At 61.2% G+C, this 17,379-nt stretch carries 19 protein-coding genes; 8 read left to right on the top strand and 11 right to left on the bottom strand.

Features of this window, described 5'->3' with window-relative positions; all coding sequences use genetic code 11:
• Positions 1–36: 36 nt before the first annotated feature.
• Positions 37–306, bottom strand: coding sequence for a hypothetical protein (locus EKH79_RS13225; RefSeq protein ID WP_126674283.1), 270 nt, complete (start codon positions 304–306; stop codon positions 37–39).
• A 10-nt stretch (positions 307–316) separates the two neighbouring features.
• Positions 317–937, bottom strand: coding sequence for a DJ-1/PfpI family protein (locus EKH79_RS13220; protein ID WP_126674282.1), 621 nt, complete (start codon positions 935–937; stop codon positions 317–319).
• A 151-nt stretch (positions 938–1,088) separates the two neighbouring features.
• Here EKH79_RS13220 and EKH79_RS13215 point away from each other — a divergent pair, with 151 nt between their 5' ends.
• The gene (locus EKH79_RS13215; protein ID WP_126674281.1) at positions 1,089–2,105 is read left to right on the top strand and encodes a class 1 fructose-bisphosphatase; all 1,017 of its coding nucleotides are present in this window, start codon (positions 1,089–1,091) and stop codon (positions 2,103–2,105) included.
• Positions 2,106–2,154: 49 nt separating this feature from the next.
• Here the strand turns inward: EKH79_RS13215 and EKH79_RS13210 are convergent, their stop codons facing one another.
• Positions 2,155–3,057: a 2OG-Fe(II) oxygenase gene (locus tag EKH79_RS13210; protein WP_126674280.1), complete on the bottom strand. Its 903-nt coding sequence runs from the start codon at positions 3,055–3,057 to the stop codon at positions 2,155–2,157.
• A 157-nt stretch (positions 3,058–3,214) separates the two neighbouring features.
• Positions 3,215–5,272 carry a M3 family metallopeptidase gene (locus EKH79_RS13205; RefSeq protein WP_126674279.1) on the bottom strand — a complete coding sequence of 686 codons (2,058 nt, stop codon included), beginning with the start codon at positions 5,270–5,272 and terminating at the stop codon, positions 3,215–3,217.
• A gap of 125 nt (positions 5,273–5,397) precedes the next feature.
• On the opposite strand from EKH79_RS13205, the gene EKH79_RS13200 reads away from it, so the two are divergent.
• Together EKH79_RS13200 and EKH79_RS13195 are read left to right on the top strand one after the other, a co-directional pair.
• Positions 5,398–7,164 carry a patatin-like phospholipase family protein gene (locus EKH79_RS13200; protein ID WP_126674278.1) on the top strand — a complete coding sequence of 589 codons (1,767 nt, stop codon included), beginning with the start codon at positions 5,398–5,400 and terminating at the stop codon, positions 7,162–7,164.
• Between the two features lie 9 nt (positions 7,165–7,173).
• Positions 7,174–7,707: a gamma carbonic anhydrase family protein gene (locus tag EKH79_RS13195; protein ID WP_126674277.1), complete on the top strand. Its 534-nt coding sequence runs from the start codon at positions 7,174–7,176 to the stop codon at positions 7,705–7,707.
• A gap of 16 nt (positions 7,708–7,723) precedes the next feature.
• On the opposite strand, the gene EKH79_RS13190 is transcribed toward EKH79_RS13195, so the two are convergent.
• The 4 genes from EKH79_RS13190 to aroE all read right to left on the bottom strand — a co-directional run bounded on the left by EKH79_RS13190 (position 7,724) and on the right by aroE (position 11,592).
• Entirely contained in the window at positions 7,724–8,260 is a 537-nt protein-coding gene (locus tag EKH79_RS13190) for a hypothetical protein (protein ID WP_126674276.1), read from the bottom strand.
• Positions 8,261–8,391: 131 nt separating this feature from the next.
• On the bottom strand, positions 8,392–8,688 hold the full coding sequence (locus EKH79_RS13185) for a hypothetical protein (protein ID WP_126674275.1): 297 nt from the start codon (positions 8,686–8,688) through the stop codon (positions 8,392–8,394).
• Between the two features lie 98 nt (positions 8,689–8,786).
• Positions 8,787–10,565 (bottom strand): peptide-N4-asparagine amidase, encoded by a 1,779-nt coding sequence (locus EKH79_RS13180; RefSeq protein WP_126674274.1) that lies wholly within the window; start codon positions 10,563–10,565, stop codon positions 8,787–8,789.
• 190 nt (positions 10,566–10,755) lie between these two features.
• The gene (gene aroE, locus EKH79_RS13175) at positions 10,756–11,592 is read right to left on the bottom strand and encodes a shikimate dehydrogenase (protein WP_126674273.1); all 837 of its coding nucleotides are present in this window, start codon (positions 11,590–11,592) and stop codon (positions 10,756–10,758) included.
• A 356-nt stretch (positions 11,593–11,948) separates the two neighbouring features.
• Between aroE and EKH79_RS13170 the strand changes: the two genes are divergently transcribed.
• Positions 11,949–12,206: a hypothetical protein gene (locus tag EKH79_RS13170; RefSeq protein WP_126674272.1), complete on the top strand. Its 258-nt coding sequence runs from the start codon at positions 11,949–11,951 to the stop codon at positions 12,204–12,206.
• Positions 12,207–12,364: 158 nt separating this feature from the next.
• Here the strand turns inward: EKH79_RS13170 and EKH79_RS13165 are convergent, their stop codons facing one another.
• On the bottom strand, positions 12,365–13,849 hold the full coding sequence (locus EKH79_RS13165) for a RimK family protein (protein ID WP_126674271.1): 1,485 nt from the start codon (positions 13,847–13,849) through the stop codon (positions 12,365–12,367).
• 242 nt (positions 13,850–14,091) lie between these two features.
• Here EKH79_RS13165 and EKH79_RS13160 point away from each other — a divergent pair, with 242 nt between their 5' ends.
• A complete protein-coding gene (locus tag EKH79_RS13160) occupies positions 14,092–14,568 on the top strand; it encodes a GNAT family N-acetyltransferase (protein ID WP_126674270.1) in 477 nt (158 codons plus the stop codon).
• Between the two features lie 47 nt (positions 14,569–14,615).
• Here the strand turns inward: EKH79_RS13160 and EKH79_RS13155 are convergent, their stop codons facing one another.
• The gene (locus tag EKH79_RS13155; RefSeq protein WP_126674269.1) at positions 14,616–14,894 is read right to left on the bottom strand and encodes a hypothetical protein; all 279 of its coding nucleotides are present in this window, start codon (positions 14,892–14,894) and stop codon (positions 14,616–14,618) included.
• A gap of 200 nt (positions 14,895–15,094) precedes the next feature.
• On the opposite strand from EKH79_RS13155, the gene EKH79_RS13150 reads away from it, so the two are divergent.
• Complete coding sequence (locus EKH79_RS13150; protein ID WP_126674268.1) at positions 15,095–15,421, top strand: hypothetical protein; 327 nt, start codon at positions 15,095–15,097, stop codon at positions 15,419–15,421.
• Positions 15,422–15,430: 9 nt separating this feature from the next.
• Here the strand turns inward: EKH79_RS13150 and EKH79_RS13145 are convergent, their stop codons facing one another.
• The gene (locus EKH79_RS13145; RefSeq protein WP_126674267.1) at positions 15,431–16,120 is read right to left on the bottom strand and encodes a hypothetical protein; all 690 of its coding nucleotides are present in this window, start codon (positions 16,118–16,120) and stop codon (positions 15,431–15,433) included.
• A 111-nt stretch (positions 16,121–16,231) separates the two neighbouring features.
• On the opposite strand from EKH79_RS13145, the gene lptM reads away from it, so the two are divergent.
• Both lptM and dapF read left to right on the top strand, forming a co-directional pair.
• Positions 16,232–16,450, top strand: a complete 219-nt coding sequence (lptM, locus tag EKH79_RS19150; protein WP_126674266.1) for an LPS translocon maturation chaperone LptM — start codon at positions 16,232–16,234, stop codon at positions 16,448–16,450.
• 18 nt (positions 16,451–16,468) lie between these two features.
• Positions 16,469–17,317, top strand: coding sequence for a diaminopimelate epimerase (dapF, locus tag EKH79_RS13135; RefSeq protein WP_126674265.1), 849 nt, complete (start codon positions 16,469–16,471; stop codon positions 17,315–17,317).
• Positions 17,318–17,379 lie beyond the last annotated feature (62 nt).

Raw genomic sequence — 17,379 nt, 5'->3', positions numbered from 1 at the left:
CGACGTTCCTGTTGAGTAGATCGCGTTACTCGCGTTTCAGCGATGCAACTTGGCGCTGGGTTTGATGGAAGGCCCCGCGACAAATCTCGCGAAACGCGCCAAAAGACCGGTGAAAGCGGCAGCTGGCGTGACGTGCAAGACGCGCGTGCGTCTTGGTTCGAACGCCGGCACGAGATGAATCACCTTGCTGCCTTTGACGGGCGGCTTCGGTTCGGCACCGGGCGCCTTGTATTGCCCATCCATCAGCAAACCGCGCATGTAGAGCGGGCGATAGGCCATCAGGATGCGATGAGTCAGATTTTTCATGACGAACTCCTCACGCGGCGCGGATGATTTCAGTGGGTTCACCCGCAAACCACGGCGGTGGAATGGCGTGTTTGAAAAGCCGATACCAGTGATGCCGATCGCTGGCGCTGTACAAATCCAGCGTGTGGATGATTTCGCGTGCGAATTCCACGCTGCCCAGATGACTGGCGGTGATGACGCCGCCATCGCTGACCGCGAGCACGTTCGCGTCGTATTGCTCGTGGCCTTTGTACGCAGGCACTTCGCGGCCCAGATGCGCCGCCCAGTTGGCGGTGTGCCGGCAGTGATCGATCAAACCGGCGCGTGCAAGCACGAGCACGCCATCGTCGATCGCTGCCACCGGCGCACCCGCGTCGTGAACGCGACGAGCCGTGCGGGTGATTTGCTCGCTGTTTGCCGGCAACCATACGTGACCGCCCGGCAAGATCAGCAACGCCACCGCATCCAGATCCAGCTCGTCCAGGCTGCAATCCGGTGCCACACGCAGGCCGCTCAGCGACGTCACGCTTTCGCGGCTGAAACCGACCGTGTACACCTCCCAGTCGCCCGGCCGGCGGATTTCGCTGAGTGCCAGCGCCACCTGCCAATCGGCAAATCCTTCGAAAACCAGCACATAAACCGTGTCGCGCATGATCGCCCCTCCTTTTTCGATGACATGAAGCTTGCGCCCCACCTACTGCCAGCGTGTTGTCAGCAGAAGGATCGAGGCCGGTTCAGCCATATCGCTGGCGCGCCGGAGGCGGACCCGGGAAAATGGCGGTCTCTTTACCTACAGGTCCGCCATGAAGCCCATTTCGCTGATCCAGTTCCTGATCGAGGAACGCCGTGCCGGCCGTGTGAATGCCGAACTCTCGCTGCTGATCGAAGTGGTCGCCCGCGCCTGCAAGCGCATCGCCGTGGCAACCAACAAGGGCGCATTGGGTGGCGTGCTGGGCGAAGCGGGCACCGGCAACATTCAGGGCGAGGCGCAGAAGAAGCTGGATGTGATCTCCAATGAAATTCTGCTCGAGGCGAACGCGTGGGGCGGCCAGCTTGCGGCGTGCGCGTCAGAGGAGATGGAAGATCCGCAGCCGATTCCCGATATGTATCCGAAGGGCCATCATCTGTTGCTGTTCGATCCGCTGGATGGCAGCTCGAACATCGACGTGAACATTTCCGTCGGCACGATCTTCTCGGTACTGCGTTGTCCCGATGGCATCACGGAACCGAAGGCGGAACACTTCCTGCAGAAGGGCACCACGCAGCTCGCGGCAGGTTATGTCGTGTACGGTCCGGCTACGGTGCTGGTGCTGACCTTCGGTCACGGCACACACGAGTTCACGCTCGATCGCGAAGTGGGCAGCTTCACGCTCAGCCGCCGCGCGATTCAAATCCCGGAAGAAACCGGCGAATTCGCGATCAACATGTCCAACCAGCGTCACTGGGAACCACCGATGCAACGCTACATCGGCGAACTGCTGGCCGGCACGGACGGTCCGCGCGCCAGGGATTTCAATATGCGCTGGGTCGCGTCGATGGTCGCGGACGTGCATCGCATCATCACGCGCGGCGGCGTGTTCTTCTATCCGCTGGATGCGAAGATCAAGAGCAAAGGCGGCAAGCTGCGTCTGATGTATGAGGCCAACCCGATGGCGTTCATCGTCGAACAGGCCGGCGGCGCTGCGACCACCGGCCGCGAGCGCATTCTCGATCTTCAGCCCACAGGACTACACCAGCGCGTGCCGGTGTTCCTCGGTTCGAAGAAGGAAATCGAAGTCGCCACGCACTACCACCTGGTCGCCGACGGCGCGCAGTGTTAGGCAAGACCTCGATGTGCGAAGCGCGATCTTTTGGATCGCGCTTCGTTATTTACTTCGTCATTTCTGCGTTTGCGGGCGTCGTCATTTCGCCATAACGCCGCTGCCGCATCCACTTCGTGACGATCCACTTCTCGCCACGCGTGACCGGCGAGCCGCCGTGCAAAGTGAGGCGATCGAGCTGGTTCTTGCTGTTGGTGTATTCGAAATAGACGGCTGAACCTTTTTTCGGCACGACTTCCAGGCCCACGTCGGGAAAGATGGTGGTGCCGCCCTCTTCCACATCGTTCAAATACATCACCAGGGTGGAAACACGCTGGCCGCCGATGGTCATTTGCACGTGGCTGCCTGGATCTTCCGGCGGAAAGTAATCGAAGTGCGGCTTGTATTCGCCGCCCGTGCCGTAGTGCAGCACCTGCAGGCCTTCGCCGTGATCGGTGGGCCAGCTCATGATTTCGGCTACGCGCTGATCGATGCGTGCGATGAACGGATCGGCATTGAGTGCGAAGAAAGTGCCTTCGCTGCTGCGATCAGCGATGACTTCGTGTTTGCCGGTCAGCGGATCTACCGTGGTGGAACGATGCATCTTGTCGGCGGAACGGCGGATCATTTCATCGCATTCGTCATGGCTCAGCACGCCGTCGAGCACGGCGATGACCGGCCGGTTGGTGCGCATGGCGACGCGCACTTCGCGGTCGGATGTTCGGATGATGTTGCCAGCGGGCAGACGCGGCTGTTCGTAGATGAAGCCGGTCGCGGCTTTTGCGTGCGGCTCGGCAGGCGTGCTGAAGGGTGAGCTGTTGGTCATCACGCCGTTGACTGCCGCGCGTGCGAAGACCGGATCGAAGCGATTGCGCACCATGTCTTCGATCAACGATTGCGGTGCGCAGCCGCGTGCCAGGTTCTCACGTATCCAGTTGTGCCACTCGGAAGGCAGATGGGTGATGGCGTTCATGGCTGATCCCTGATCAACGACCGTGTCGGTTGGCGGTTACCGATGACGATACTGACAGCGCGTTTCCCGGCCGATTGTGACTCGGTTTGCTGCCTCGTGGCGAGCCTGCCACGCGCCCGGGCGCCCCACTGAGTCGCAGGGGGGCGCCCGCAAAAGCTCACGCCAGACCGTGGCTGCGCAGTAAGGCTTCCGGCTCGGGCTTGCGGCCGCGGAAGGCGATGAAGCTCTCAAGTGCGGGGCGGCTGGCGCCGACCGCGAGAATTTCCCGGCGGAAACGCTCGCCGGCCGTCGCGTCGATCACGCTTTGGCCGGTGGTGGCCTTTTCCTCAAAGGCCTCGAATGCGTCGGCGCTGAGCAGCTCCGCCCACAGATAGCTGTAATAGCCGGCCGCGTAACCGCCCGCAAAGATGTGGCCGAACGCATGCGGAAAACGCTGCCATGCCGGCGGATGCAGCACGGCAACTTCGCTACGCGCCTCTTCCAGCACTTCGAGCGTGCGTGCGCCTTTGGCGGGGTCGTATTCGAGGTGCAAGAGAAAATCGAACAGCGCGAATTCGAGCTGGCGCACGAGGAACAAGCCCGCGTGAAAATGGCGTGCAGCGAGCATGCGCTCGAACAATTGATCCGGCAGCCGTTCGCCGGTCTCCCAATGCTTGGCGAACAGATCCAGCGCTTCGCGATTCCAGCCGAAGTTCTCCATGAATTGGCTGGGCAGTTCCACTGCGTCCCATTCGACGCCATCGATACCGCCCACCGAAGGCAGCGGCACTTCGGTCAATAGATGATGGAAACCGTGGCCGAATTCGTGGAAGAGCGTGAGCGCATCGTCGTGCGTGAGTAACGCAGGGCGGCCTTCCGTTGGCGGCGCAAAGTTGCAGGTAAGGAAGGCAACCGGCATTTGCGGCGTGACGCCGTCGTCGAACCGCGCGCGGCACACATCCATCCACGCGCCGCCGCGTTTTCCACCGCGTGCGTAGAGATCGATATACGCACCGGCGAAGATGCGGCCGTCTTTGTCGACCACATCGTAGTAGCGCACGTCCGGATGCCAGACATCGACGCCGTCGCGTGGCGTCAAGGTGATGCCGTAGAGGCGTTGCACCAAGCCGAACAATCCGTCGATGACGGCGGGTAGTGGGAAATAAGGTTTGAGCTGTTCTTCGTCGAGTGCGTATTGCTTCTGCCGCAGCTTTTCGGACGCGTAAGCGACATCCCACGATTCGAGGTTATCGAGCTTGAGCTCGCTCGATGCAAACTCGCGCAGCGTCGCCAGCTCTTTCTGCGCAACGGGTTTGGCACGCGCAGCGAGATCGCGCAGGAAGGCTAGTACTTCATTCGTTGCCGAGGCCATCTTCGTGGCCAGCGATTCTTCCGCCGCGTTGGCAAAGCCCAGTAATTGCGCGGCTTCATGACGTAACGCCATGATCTGCTCGATACGCGCGGTATTGTCGTATTTGCCCGCATGCGGGCCCTGATCTGATGCCCGAGTTTGATAGGCCCAGTAAACGCCTTCGCGCAGTGCGCGATTGTCGGCATAGGTCATGACCGCTTGCACGCTGGGTTGCTTCAGCGTGACGAGATAACCATCCAGGCCCTGCTCTTTCGCGTACTGACGCAGCACCGCGCGGCCGGACTCGGGAATGCCCGCCAGGTCACGTTCATCGGTGACGTGCTGGTGCCATGCATCGGTCGCGTCGAGCACGGCGTTGGAAAATTCGGTAGACAGCCTGCTCAATTCCACGCCGATGTCGCGGAAGCGCGAACGCGCGGGTTCTTCGAGTGCGACGCCGGATAGCTTGAAATCACGCAGCGCGTGCTCGACCAGTGCGCGTTGTGCGCGCGTCAAAGCGGCAAAATCCGGCGCATCCGCCACCGCTTGCACGGCTGCATAAAGCTCGCGGTTCTGGCCCAGCTCGATGGAATGCTCGGTGAGCTTTTCTTCCGCCGGTCCATACACCTTGCGCAACGCTTCGCTGTCGGCGACCGAATGCAGGTGAGAGACCGGCGACCATGCGTGTGCGATGCGTTGATCGAGCCGTTCCTGCGGCAACATCACCGAATCGAAATCGCGCGGCGCGCCGGGTGCTGTCAGTACGGCGATACCCTCGCGGCTATCCGCCAGCAGGGCATCGATGGCCGGTGTGATCTGGTCGGGCTGGATCTGCGAAAACGCCGGCAGCGCGCCGTCGGCAAGCAGTGGATTGTCTTGGCTCATAGAAGCTCCTTTAGACCTGACAGGGTGCTGTCGGCGTGAACTGAAATCAAGCGCAGGAGCCTGCGTTTTTCGGTTTTGGGTACCGAGATACACGGCGTCATCGCGGGCGTCGTACCATCGCGCACATGTTGCCTGCCGATGTCCCCGCCCTGATCGCTCGCATTCCCCTTTTCGCGCATCTGAATGCTGCGCAACGGGCGGCCCTTGCCGAACATCTGCGCTGGATCTGCCTGCCCGGCGGCCAATACCTGATCAGGGCAGGTGAAGTGGCGGAGGCGCTGTATTTGTTGCGCAGCGGCAGCCTGGGTGTGTTCGACGGTCCGACGGATCTTATCCGGCAGATTTCAGCGGACGACTGCCTGGGCGAGGTGAGCCTGCTCAGCGGCGAAGCGTTCCGTTACAACGTGCGCGCATTGCGCGATTCGGAATTGCTGCGCCTGGATCGCGACATGTTCGAGCATCTGATCGAGCAACATCCGCGCGCCATGCTCGACGTCGCACGACAGGCGATGGATCGGTTGCTTCGCCGCGAACGTCACGCCGAATCGCCGGATAAACCGCGCACGTTTGCGATTCTCCCTGTGGACGAAAATGTTCCGGTGCGCGGTCTGGCGATGCAGCTGGCGCAGGCGCTGGAAGCGTATGGCGACTGTATCGTGATCGATGCCGAGCACGGCGCCACGCGCGGCAGCGACTGGTTTGCGGAGCGCGAAGCACAGGCCCGGTTCGTGATTTATCTGGACAGCACCGGCGATCCATCCTGGCGATTGCGCTGTCTGCGTCAGGCCGACGTGTTGTTGCTGCCCGCACTCGCCGCGCAGCCGGCACGTCCCTGGCCGGAATCGGCGCCCGGGCATCCGGCGCGCGTACGCCATCGTCCGCGGCATTTGTTGCTGATCCATCCCGCACACCGTGTTTTGCCGGGGTCTGCGCGGCGTTGGCTTGGGGTTTTCAGCGGGGAAATCCATCACCACCATGTTTGTGGCGAAGGTGATGTTCCACGCATTGCCCGCTTGATCAGCGGTCACGCTCGCGGTCTGGTGCTCGCCGGTGGCGGTGCTCGCGGACTGGCGCATCTCGGTGCGTTACGCGCATTAGGCGAAGCAGGACACGAGTTCGACGCTATTGGCGGCACGAGCATCGGCGCGATTATCGGTGCGGGTGTCGCGAATATGTGGAGCATCGACGACATGACACGCATTTATTACGAAGCGTTCGTGCGTGGCAAACCGCTGTCGGACTGGACGCTGCCGTTTGTCGCGCTTACGCGCGGACGCCGCGCGGCGATGATGTTGCGTCGTGCATTTGGTGCGATCGATATCGAGGATCTGGAACGCCCGTTCTTTTGCGTGTCGACGAATCTGTCGGGCGAGGGCAGGGTCGTGCATCGGCATGGACCGCTTTGGTTGTGGTTGCGTGCGACCAGTTCCATCCCCGGCATTTTGCCGCCGGTGCTGCATCGCGGACATGTTTATGTCGATGGCGCGCTGGTCGACAATCTTCCGACCGATGTAATGGCGGAGGATGGCATCGCGCATATCACCGCCGTGGCCATTCGCGCGGACATTGCGTTGCGTGCGCAATCGGAAGAATTCGCTACGCCACCGTGGTGGCGTTTATGGATGCGCCAGCGGCGCGGCACGGGTTGGCCCGGTCTGGTTTCAACGCTTACGCGTGCGGCGATGGTCAACAGCGAGGAAACCAGTCAGCACTGCATCGAAGCCGCCGATCTGCTGATCACGCCGCCGCTGGAACACGTGAGCATGCTCGACTGGAAAGATTGGCAGCTCGCGGTGGACTCGGGTTATCGCGAGGCGCTTCGCGTGCTCGAACAACAGGCGCGTGGCATCCATTCACCTGCAAGCGGCGCGGACATGACCGTCGCCGGATAGAATACGTACATGAATCATTTACGCAGTTTCAAGGGCGTTATGCCCAAGCTTGGCGAGCGTGCCTATGTCGATCCTGCCGCCACGGTGATCGGCGATGTGGTGCTCGGCGATGATGTATCGATCTGGCCGAACGCCGTGTTGCGCGGCGATGTGCACTACATCCGCATCGGTGCGCGCAGCAACGTGCAGGATGGCACCGTCATTCACGTCACGCACGATGGCCCGTATTCGCCCGGCGGTTTTCCGACCATTGTCGGTGAAGGCGTCACGATCGGGCACGCTGCCGTCATCCATGCGTGCACGATCGAGGACTACTGCCTGATCGGCATGCACGCCACGGTGCTCGATGGCGCCGTGATCAAGAAATACGGTTTTGTGGCGGCTGGCAGCGTGATTCCGCCCGGCAAGGTTGTCGGCGAGCGTGAGTTGTGGGTGGGCAATCCAGCCAAGTGCGTGCGCCAGCTGTCTGACAAGCAGATTGAACAGCTGCACTACTCGGCCGATCACTACGTGCGGCTGAAGGATGTTTATCTCGCGGGTTGAACCGCGAGGCCTGTTATCAGTAGTAGCGGTTGGCCTGACCGTTTGCGGCGGCTTGCTGCGACTGGATACGCGCCGCTTCCGCTTCGTGCGCACGGCGCTCGATCACGCGCTGCGCATCGAGCACGCTGCCGAGTAACGCCAGCTTGTAGTTGTGCGGATCGTACAGGCGCAGCAGATAAAGCTCGCGCTGCGCTTCATCCAGATCGCCTGAATTGATGGTGTTTTCAACCACGTCGCACGCGGGCTTGAATGCGTCTTTCAGGCGCTGGATCGCGATGCTGTTGTCGGGATCGAGCTGCAGCACGCTGGCGTAGAACTCATACACGTTGCTGCCGACCGGTGCGACAAGGTTCTTCTGCTGGTAGGCCGTATCGGCCAGGCCGAGCATCACACCGACGTCGCTGCCGTCGTTCGCCGTGTGTCCGACAGACTTCGGAGCGCTTATGGAGGCGTGCGCATACCAAAAGGCCCCGCCTGCGATCGCGACGACCGCGGCAAGTACCACGAACAGCAAGCCGCCCCGGCGAGGAGCGGTGGATGGATTAGAGGACATGACACTCGCACTGACGAAGGCTTTGAAGGCGGTGGCTCGTGATCGAGCAACCGCCGCTATCGCGCCAGAGTAGTCCTACAAAATGTCACAAAAATGACTCAACCTGTCGTGTATGACAGATTAGTCACGTATCAATGGAAATCGCCGCCGATGATGCGGCCATCCTTGTCCTGCGACGGGAAGAAGCGTGTGTTGTCGTAACGCACTTCCATCGTGCTGATAGTGCCCGGGAGCATCAACAACACGCCCGGGTACATCGCCTTGAACTGCTCCGGTGTCGGATGCGTCGCGATGAAGGATTCAAAGCCCTGCAGATTGCTCACACCTTTCTTGTCCACTCTCGTGCCGTCCGGTCGGGTGGCGTGATGACAACCGGCAAGCGCAACGGCCACGCCAAGAACGGAAAGGGCAAGCAAACGGGTACGCATCGGCAAAGACTCCGGGGAGCAAAAAACGAGGGTCGAATGCCGGCAAAACTAGCATGCCGGCGCCACTGCGGTCATCCGCAGCGGCGCCGGCCATTCAATTACCAGCCCAGAAGGCCTTCACCCTGATAGGGCGAACCATCGGGTTCGGTGAACCAGAACACGCGATTGTGCTGGCCCGGGCAACCCTTTCCACTGCTGTAAGCGGTCACAACGTCGTTAGCCGCCGAGACACTGGCGCGATAGCACCCCCCCAGCGAATCGCTAAACGTAAAGTCTTGCTTACTGTTCTGACCGGCGTGGCTGATGATGGCGTAGGTGGGGCTGTAGTCGATCGAGTCCGACCCCTCATGGTGGTTGTGCACATCAGCCGCGTACAGCGGGAAGCCGTCGATGGACAATGCGGTGTGTTCGTCGAAACCCTGGCGGATGGTGGTCACCACCGTGGAATCGCCCGCACTGTCGGTGAAGGTCTGGTTGCTCTGCATATACAGCGGGTAGCGGAAGCTCTGGCGGAATTGACCACTGACAAACGCGCCGATCTTGCTGGTGCTCACACCCTCGACCGAGCTGAGCTGCTCACTGGTCTGGTCATAGGTGGTGGCGGTGATGTCGAAGATTTCCGTGTTGGCGAAGGACACCGTCTGATCCACCGTCGTGTCGACGCGGCCATGCGACGTATTCACATAGCCCTTGATCACGAAATGACGGCTCAGGTTCGTGGTTACGTTGCCGGTGGTGTTGCCGGACGAATCGGTGCTGAGTGTGCTGCCAATCGTCGGATTGGGCGCTTGGTTTGCCAGCGTGTTGCTTACCACCTGGCCACTTACTTGCGACGCATGCGGATCCTCATAAACCAGCAAGGCTGCGGTGGCCATGAAGTAGTAGTTGACGCCTGCCAGCGTCAGCGTCACCTGATGCGGCGAACCATTGCTGAGCACGCCCGCAAAGGGCGTGAGATCGACGCGATACGGCAGGAAATTGAGCGTCTGCACGCCCGGCGTCGGCTTCCAGATGAACAAGTCGGCGCCACCGGTGAAGATCCACGGATAGACCGGCGCTACACCCGCCGCCTGGCCGTCGATGCTGATTTCGGCTTCACGGAAATTGCCGCCACCGCATTCGCCGGTCTGGGCCTGGTACTGATTCGGCACACAGGTGTACCAGAACTCATCGGGCGTGCTCTGGCCCTGGGTGAACACATCCAGATACGCGCGTTCCACGTTGCGCGGCAAGGTCAGCGTGGCCGTCATCGTGTTGGCACCTGCCTGCAGAAGCACCGTGCTGCCTACCGGATCGCTGCCGATCGGATACACCGCGTCCGGCACATTCGCTGCTGGCGCCACGACCGAAGCAGGATAGAACAGCAACCGCGCGCTGCCGTTGATCACACCGGTGTATTGGCTGTTGACGATATTGCCGATATCGGCCTGCCCCTGACCCGCATTGCGGAACAGCGCACTGTAATCGGTCAGATCGCGTTCCACATGCCAACTCGGCGCAAGCGTGGACGTAGGTTCCTGCGTCGTACCGAAGAACAGGTTGACGCCGCCGAGAAAGATCGTCGCGCTGCGGTCAAATTGAACACCGGCGGTCACGGAGAAATCGGCTTCCAGCACGACCTTGGACCAGTGCGTGCCGCAACCGGTCGGCGGCGTATAGCTGAAAGGCCGCGTGTTGAAGTCATCGAAGGTGTCGTTGCTGAAAAGCTGCACGACACAGGGTTGGCCCGGTGGACGGGGCACGGTGGGATCGGCGACGGTAACGTTGGCCGTGCCGACTGGACTGCTGTTATCCGGCGCGGCTTGCGCGGCACCGGTAAAAAACAACGCAAGCCCGGCAATGGCCAGGCAACGACTGAACTTCCCCTTCGGCAACATTTGCGCAACTCCCCGCCAAGTGATGCCCCCTGTCCGGCCACGCTAGCACGGGCCGAAATTTAGACGTGTCAAATCGAACGCCTGTTTAGACGTCCAAAAGTCCCTATTCACGAGGCGTGAATGGTGTTCATGAATGCAACCTTGTTGCACTACAACATATGCCTGCGAACACCGTCACAATCGGTGCCGTTTACGCCTTTGTTGCACGCAACATCCGGTACACCGGTTCCGTCTCCGGCCGCTTGCCGTGCCACAGTTCGAAGGCATCGGCGGCTTGTTCGACCAGCATGCCCAATCCGTCATGCGCGTAACGGACACCGGCAGCATGGGCCCAGGCGAGAAAACCGATGGCCGATTTGCCGTAGCCAAGGTCGTAACAAAGCGCGCGCGGTGCAGCGAGTGAGAACGGTAGCGTCAGCGACTGGCCGAGCGTACCGGCCGATGTTGCGTTGATGATCAGATCGTAGCTGCCGATGTTGTCGAGATCTTCCCAATAACGTGTGTGTACGCGGTGTGGTTCGCCGATGGCATCGGCCAATGCGTCGGCAGCATCCGGCGAACGATTGACGATGGTGAGCGACGCGATGCCCGCATCCATCAACGACCACGCCACACCGCGCGCTGCGCCGCCCGCGCCGAGCATCAGTGCATCGTGACCGCGAAGATCGATGCTGTGACGTTCAGTGATATCGCGCACCATGCCCGCGCCGTCGGTGTTATGCGCGGCGATACGTCCATCGGGTAGGCGCGTGAGCACGTTGGCACTGCCTGCATTCGTGGCGGCTTTTGTACGCTCATCGGCCAATGCGAAGGCAGCAGCTTTGTGCGGCAGCGTGACATTTGCACCACGGCCGTCTTCGTGTTCGAAGAAATGTTTGACGGCATCGGCGAATGCAGCGGGCGCCGCATCGATGGTGCGGTAATCGAGCGCGATGCCGAACTGCTGCGCGAACGCCTGATGGATCTGCGGCGACAGGCTGTGCGCAATGGGATGGCCGAAGACAGCGTACTGGCGGGGATGGGTCATGCATGGCTCCTGCGTAGAGCATCTATTGTACGAGCGGCGCGTGGGTGGGGCCTCCGTGAAACGCCACTGCGCCTCGAACAATCCCCTCTCCCCTCCGGGGAGAGGGTTAGGGTGAGGGGACGGGCTTGCGACCAACATGTCGGCATCCTTCGAGCGCGGCTTCGCATGTTTCCGGCGACAGTACGACGCAGCGCGAGATTGACCCCTCAGCGCAGCCCTCTCCCCGAAGGGTAGAGGGAGTAAGTCGCGGAGATTCGAAGCGCATCAGATCGTCAAAAAACAGCACCGCCGCAATCGCAGGCTATGAGATCGACCATCGGCACGCTTGATCCATCGCCCGTTCCGGAGTTGTGCCCATGCGCCCCCAGGTTGTCGACTCGAATCCTCGTGCCCGTCTGCTGATCGCATCGTTGCTATGGCTGTCGGTCGGTAGCGTGCTGCTGCTCACCACGCTGGTTCCCGCCCACACCGATTTTCTCGGTTGGACGCCGATGTTCTGGCTGTTGTGGGCACCGCTGGCTGTGACGCTGACACTGGAGCCCAAGTTGCCGCGCCGATTGCTGGCGCTGCGCCGCTCACGCCGTCGCACTACGGCGCATTTGATCTGGAACTAAACATCTTCCGCTTGGCAGTGGAGCTACGCGCAGCCGGAGTGCTGCGCTGAGGGATGATCGCCGGCTTGTTAAGGGAGTGGTCGCTTGCCGATGATCAGCGCGAGGGAACGCGTGCACGATTCCGGTCTTCTCATGGATGAGGCGACCGGAATAACCCGTCAGGCATTTATACCCAGACGTTTGCGCTCCATCCGACGCAAAAACTCCTGCATGATGCGGCGATAAAGATCTTCGCCGAGATAGTCATCTTCCACACCCGCATCGATCGACGGATTGTCGTTCACTTCGATGATGACGGCTTTATCGCCGACCTGTTTGAGATCGACGCCGTAGAGGCCATCGCCGATCGCGTTGGTCGCCTTGAGTGCGAGCTTCACCACTTCCGCAGGCGCATCACGCACGGGAATGGTTTCGGAGTTGCCGGTTTTCGCGGCGCCTTTCGCGCCGTGGTTGTAGATCTGCCAGTGACCGCGCGACATGTAGTACTTGCAAGCATAAAGTGGCTCGCGATTGAGCACACCGATGCGCCAGTCGAATTCCGTCGCGACGAATTCCTGCGCCAACAGCAACGCACTGTGCTGAAAGAGTTCGCTGGTGGCCTTCTCGAGCGCAACGCCGTTTTCGACCTTGACCACGCCGCGCGAAAAAGAACCGTCGGGAATTTTCAGCACCAGCGGAAAGCCGAGTTTTTCCGCAACTTCTTTCATGCCTTTGACGTCATCGCGGTACAGAATTTCCGTGCGTGGCACGGCGAGTTTGCGCGCGACCATCAGGTCATTGAGAAAGATCTTGTTCGTACAGCGCAGGATCGAGCCGGGATCGTCGATCACGATCATGCCTTCGCGTTCGGCACGATGCGCGAAGTTGTACGTGTGGTTGTCGCTGGCGGTGGTTTCGCGAATGAAGAGACCGTCGTATTCGGCCAGACGCTGATAATCGTTCTTGCCGATCTGATCGACTTCGATACCCAGTTCCTTGCCAGCTGCGACGAAGGATTTCAGCGCCTTCTTGTTCGACGGCGGCATCACTTCGTTGGGATCGACCAGCATGGCTACGTCGTAGCGATACAGGCGCCGTGCCCGCGGCTTGCGCCATAGTTTCTTGGAGAAGCGATCGAGCTCATCCGCGAAGGCGTCTTCCTGCGCATCGTCCAGCGTGTGCAGACCCACCGGCTTGATCGATGCAATCCGCCACACGCGCTCGCGCTCGAATTCGATGCGCAGCAGCGGGCACGGATACATTTCGAACACCTGCCGCGCGAGATCCTGCAACGTCGGCGTCGAGGTTTCGCCAAAATGGACCAGGATGCCGAAGTCGGTGGTGTCGCGCGCGCCCTCGGGTAGAAAGTTCGTGAGCTTGGCGTTGAGGTCGTCGATGGCCAGACCGTACAGCGACCGCTTTCGCAAATCGTTCACGGTGCGCACCGAAGGCATCACGCGATGTCCACGCGCTTCGGCCAGCAGCGAGACGTAATAGCCCGTGCCCAGATACTTGTAGCTGCGGCAGAGGTTGATCACGTGGGTGCGCTCGTCGTCGCCGCCCACCGGTTCGCGCAGGTAATCCATCGCGGTGACGACGTCGACGGACGGATAGTAAGAGCCCCAATCGGAAGCTTTCTCGACGACGATGACGAGTCGGGTCATGACACCTCAAGTGGTGGACCGGCGGAAATGACGTCGTCACGTAGGGAACGGGGCGGCGCAGCGCAAGGTGGCAGTGTCTTTCACCACGGCGGAGCGCACAAGGGTTGGCACTGAACACATACCAACGGGTGACCTCTGCGGGATGCTTTCCCGGACGCTCTGCACTAGAGTGCGCCGCTTACTGAAATTCCAGACCATCCCGTGTCCGGACCGCCCCGGCACGTTTTGACGAGAGCTCCTTGATGACGCCATCGCCAGCAACCGCCGCCGTGCGGGTGCGCCGTGCCGAACTTTCCGATCTCGACGATCTGGTTGCGTTGGAAGAAGCGACCTTCGATCACGATCTGGTGAGCCGTGCGCAGTTTCGCCGTCACCTCGACAGCGACAGCGCACGTGTGCTCGTGGCCAGCGCCAATCACCGCCGCTTTCTGGGCACGGCGCTGGTGTTTTTCCGCAAGGGCAGCCGCGTAGCCCGGCTGTATTCGATTGCCAGCCTGCCCGAAGCGCGCGGCAAGGGTGTAGGCACGGCATTGATCGACGCGGCGGAAGCGGCCGCCGTGCAGCGCCGTTGCAATGCCTTGCGCCTGGAAGTGCGCACCGATAACGATGCGGCCATTCGCCTTTACGAGCGGCTCGGTTATCACCGCATCGGCCCGGTGGTGAAAGGGTTTTACGAAGACGGCTCGCACGCGTTCCGCTACGAGAAAAAACTCGCATAAAAAAGCCTCCCCGAAGGGAGGCCTTTTGATGTCTTCACGTCACCCGCTTAGTGGTTGGCGTTGGAGACTTCAGCCGCCTGCTTCAGTTCCTGATTCGCCTGATCGAGCAGGTCTTTCGCCTTCTGCGCATGACCGCCCAGGTCGAATTCGTTCGCCTGCTGGGCAGCGACGATGCTCTTGTAAGCGGCGTCGGTCTGCTTCTGGGCGCGAGCGAGGTTCGGATGGCGCTTGGCGCTGACGTTGCGAACCGGCTGTTGCTGGGCCATGGCGGCGGATGCGACGAACGTCAGGCCAGCGAGCATGACGACGGATGCGATGCGTTTCATAAGTGTCTCCCCTCGTGCGAAACAGGTTGATGGAACGCTGAATCTAGCATTGCCCGATGACACCGCAAACGCGGCATTTCTTGCGATTTATCCACTGGCGCGTGAAGCAGTCCGTTGCCATGATGTGCATCGACGCAACGCGTGGGGACGCGAGGCGAAGCCTTTCGCGAGGCTTGCAATCAAGGACGGGGAACAGGGACATGATCATCTGGGGATCGCGCGGGCAGAACGTTGTTCTGGGTGTCAGGGAACATCGTGATTGCGAAAAGTGCCAGACCAATCGGCCTTTCAGACTGATGCTGCAATACCGGTACGGGCACCTGTATTACGTTTTTCGATGGGTGACGCAAAAGCAGTATTTCCTCGCCTGCGACGTCTGCAAGCGCGGATGGAAACTCGATACGAAGAAGGTTGAAAGCGACTTGAAGGCCAATCCCATTCCGTTTGGTGATCGATACGGCTGGGCTGCGTTGCTGGTGATCATTGCCTTGGTCGCGATCGTCGCCCAATTCAGTCAGCCGCATTAATGGTATCGGTCAGCCGCCCAGCGGCTGGCCGATGCGTTGTGCCGTGGCATCGTCCGGGCGCGCAACGAGCGCGCCTGTTCGCATCAGGCTCACGCTGTAGTGGCCGCCGTCGACCAGCGGCAGGTACGCGCCGCTGCCAAATACCGTATCGACCTCAGGCAGCCAGCGCGGAAACTGTTTGCGTAGATCGAGCAGATCCAACGGACCCGCCTGGCCGAAATCGATGACGGTGCGTGGACCATTCATTTCTTCGTTGGCGTCGTCGAAACGTCCGGAGATGCGGTCGAGGCGATAAAGCGGCGGCAAACCCGCCAACATCGCGGGTAGTTTCCACTTCAGAACGATGGCTTCGATGCGAAAATCATCGCCCGCGAGCATGAACTTGCGCGTGGCGGTGTCGGGCCAGGTAACGGTGACCACCCAGCGCTGTGGCGCGAGAATCTGCGAGTCGAGTTGGACGACGGGCGCCTCCTCGTCGAGGAAGCGGTAACCACGCAGCGAGAGGGCCATACCGGCGATGCCAACGCCCAACACGATGAAAACCACCAGCAGCAGCGTGTGACCGGCCACGGCAAAGTGACGCCGTTCGTGCAAACGCTGGCGCGCCGCCACCAGCTGCACAAGCGCTATGAAAAGAACCACGGCGGCCAGAATGGCCAGCAGGGTCGAGGGCAGACGCAGCAATTCGTTCCAGTTCATGAAGTACTCCAGGTGCTCGCATATCCGTTGCGTGCGCGCATGATAACGGTGCAACCGTGATCGCCTGGTAGCTTGGCTATACTGCAGCCGTTTCCCGAGGAATCCCGCACCATGCGCCGATCGATCCTGCTGCTTCCTGCCTGCCTCGCGTTGTCCGCGCTCGCCGGCTGCGGCAACAAAGGGCCGTTGTATTACCCGCCTGCTGCACCGAAGCCCGCACCTGTACATAAGCCCGCTCCGGCGCCCATACCGGCACCGGCTCATAGCAGCACGTCTGAGGCACCCGCCAGCGCAAGCAGTGTGGTGACCAAGCCGCTGGGCGGAAACTGAGTACCTCGACAGAAGAACATGGCCATCCGCTTCACCAAGATGCATGGCAGCGGCAACGATTTCGTTGTCATCGATAGCCGCGACGGCGCGCTTGCGCTGGATGTCGCCGTCATTCGAGCAATGGCCGACCGTCATACCGGCATCGGATTCGATCAATTGCTCAGCGTGGAACCCGCACGCGATGGTTCCAGCGCGTTTTATTACGGCATCTGGAATGGCGACGGTTCGCCCTCGGGACAATGCGGCAACGGCGTACGCTGCGTAGCGGCATGGTTGCATCGCGCGGGCGCGCTACCGCTTGGCGAAACGGTACGGATCCAGAGTCCCTCCGGACCGGTGGCGGTACGGATGCTCGACGCCCATCAGGTCACCGTGGACATGGGCGAACCGATCTTTGATCCGGCGCGCATTCCGTTCGATGCGCCGCATGTTACGAATCGCTACGTGCTGGACGTCGATGGTCAGCCGGTGGAAATCGGCGCCGTCTCCATGGGCAACCCGCATGCGGTGGTAGTGGAAGATGCGGTGTCGTCCAAGGCCATGGCTCGCCTGGGGCCGGCTCTTACCGCTCATCCGCGTTTTCGCGAAGGGGCCAACGCAGGCTTCGTGCAGAAGTTGAGCCGGCAGCATCTGCGCTTGTTCGTGCATGAGCGCGGCGCGGGCTGGACGCAGGCATGCGGCACCGGGGCGTGCGCGGCCATGGCGGTGCTACGCCATCGCGGCGAGGTGGACGAACGCGTGCAGGTCGACTTGCCCGGCGGCAGCCTGCACATCGAGTGGTCCGGACCGGGTCAGACGCTCTGGATGACCGGTCCGGCCGCGTTCGTATTTGAAGGCGAATGGCTGGATCCGCAACGCGATGATTGATGCGCGGGCGCGTCCATCGCACACTCGGGCCTGGCGGCTCGCCGCTCCTGCATTCCGATCGA

It is taken from the genome of Dyella dinghuensis (genome assembly GCF_003977615.1).
In the GTDB taxonomy this organism is placed as follows: Bacteria; Pseudomonadota; Gammaproteobacteria; order Xanthomonadales; family Rhodanobacteraceae; genus Dyella_B; species Dyella_B dinghuensis.
Note: the sequence above shows the minus strand (reverse complement) of the source record. Positions and strands in the feature narration are given on the sequence as shown.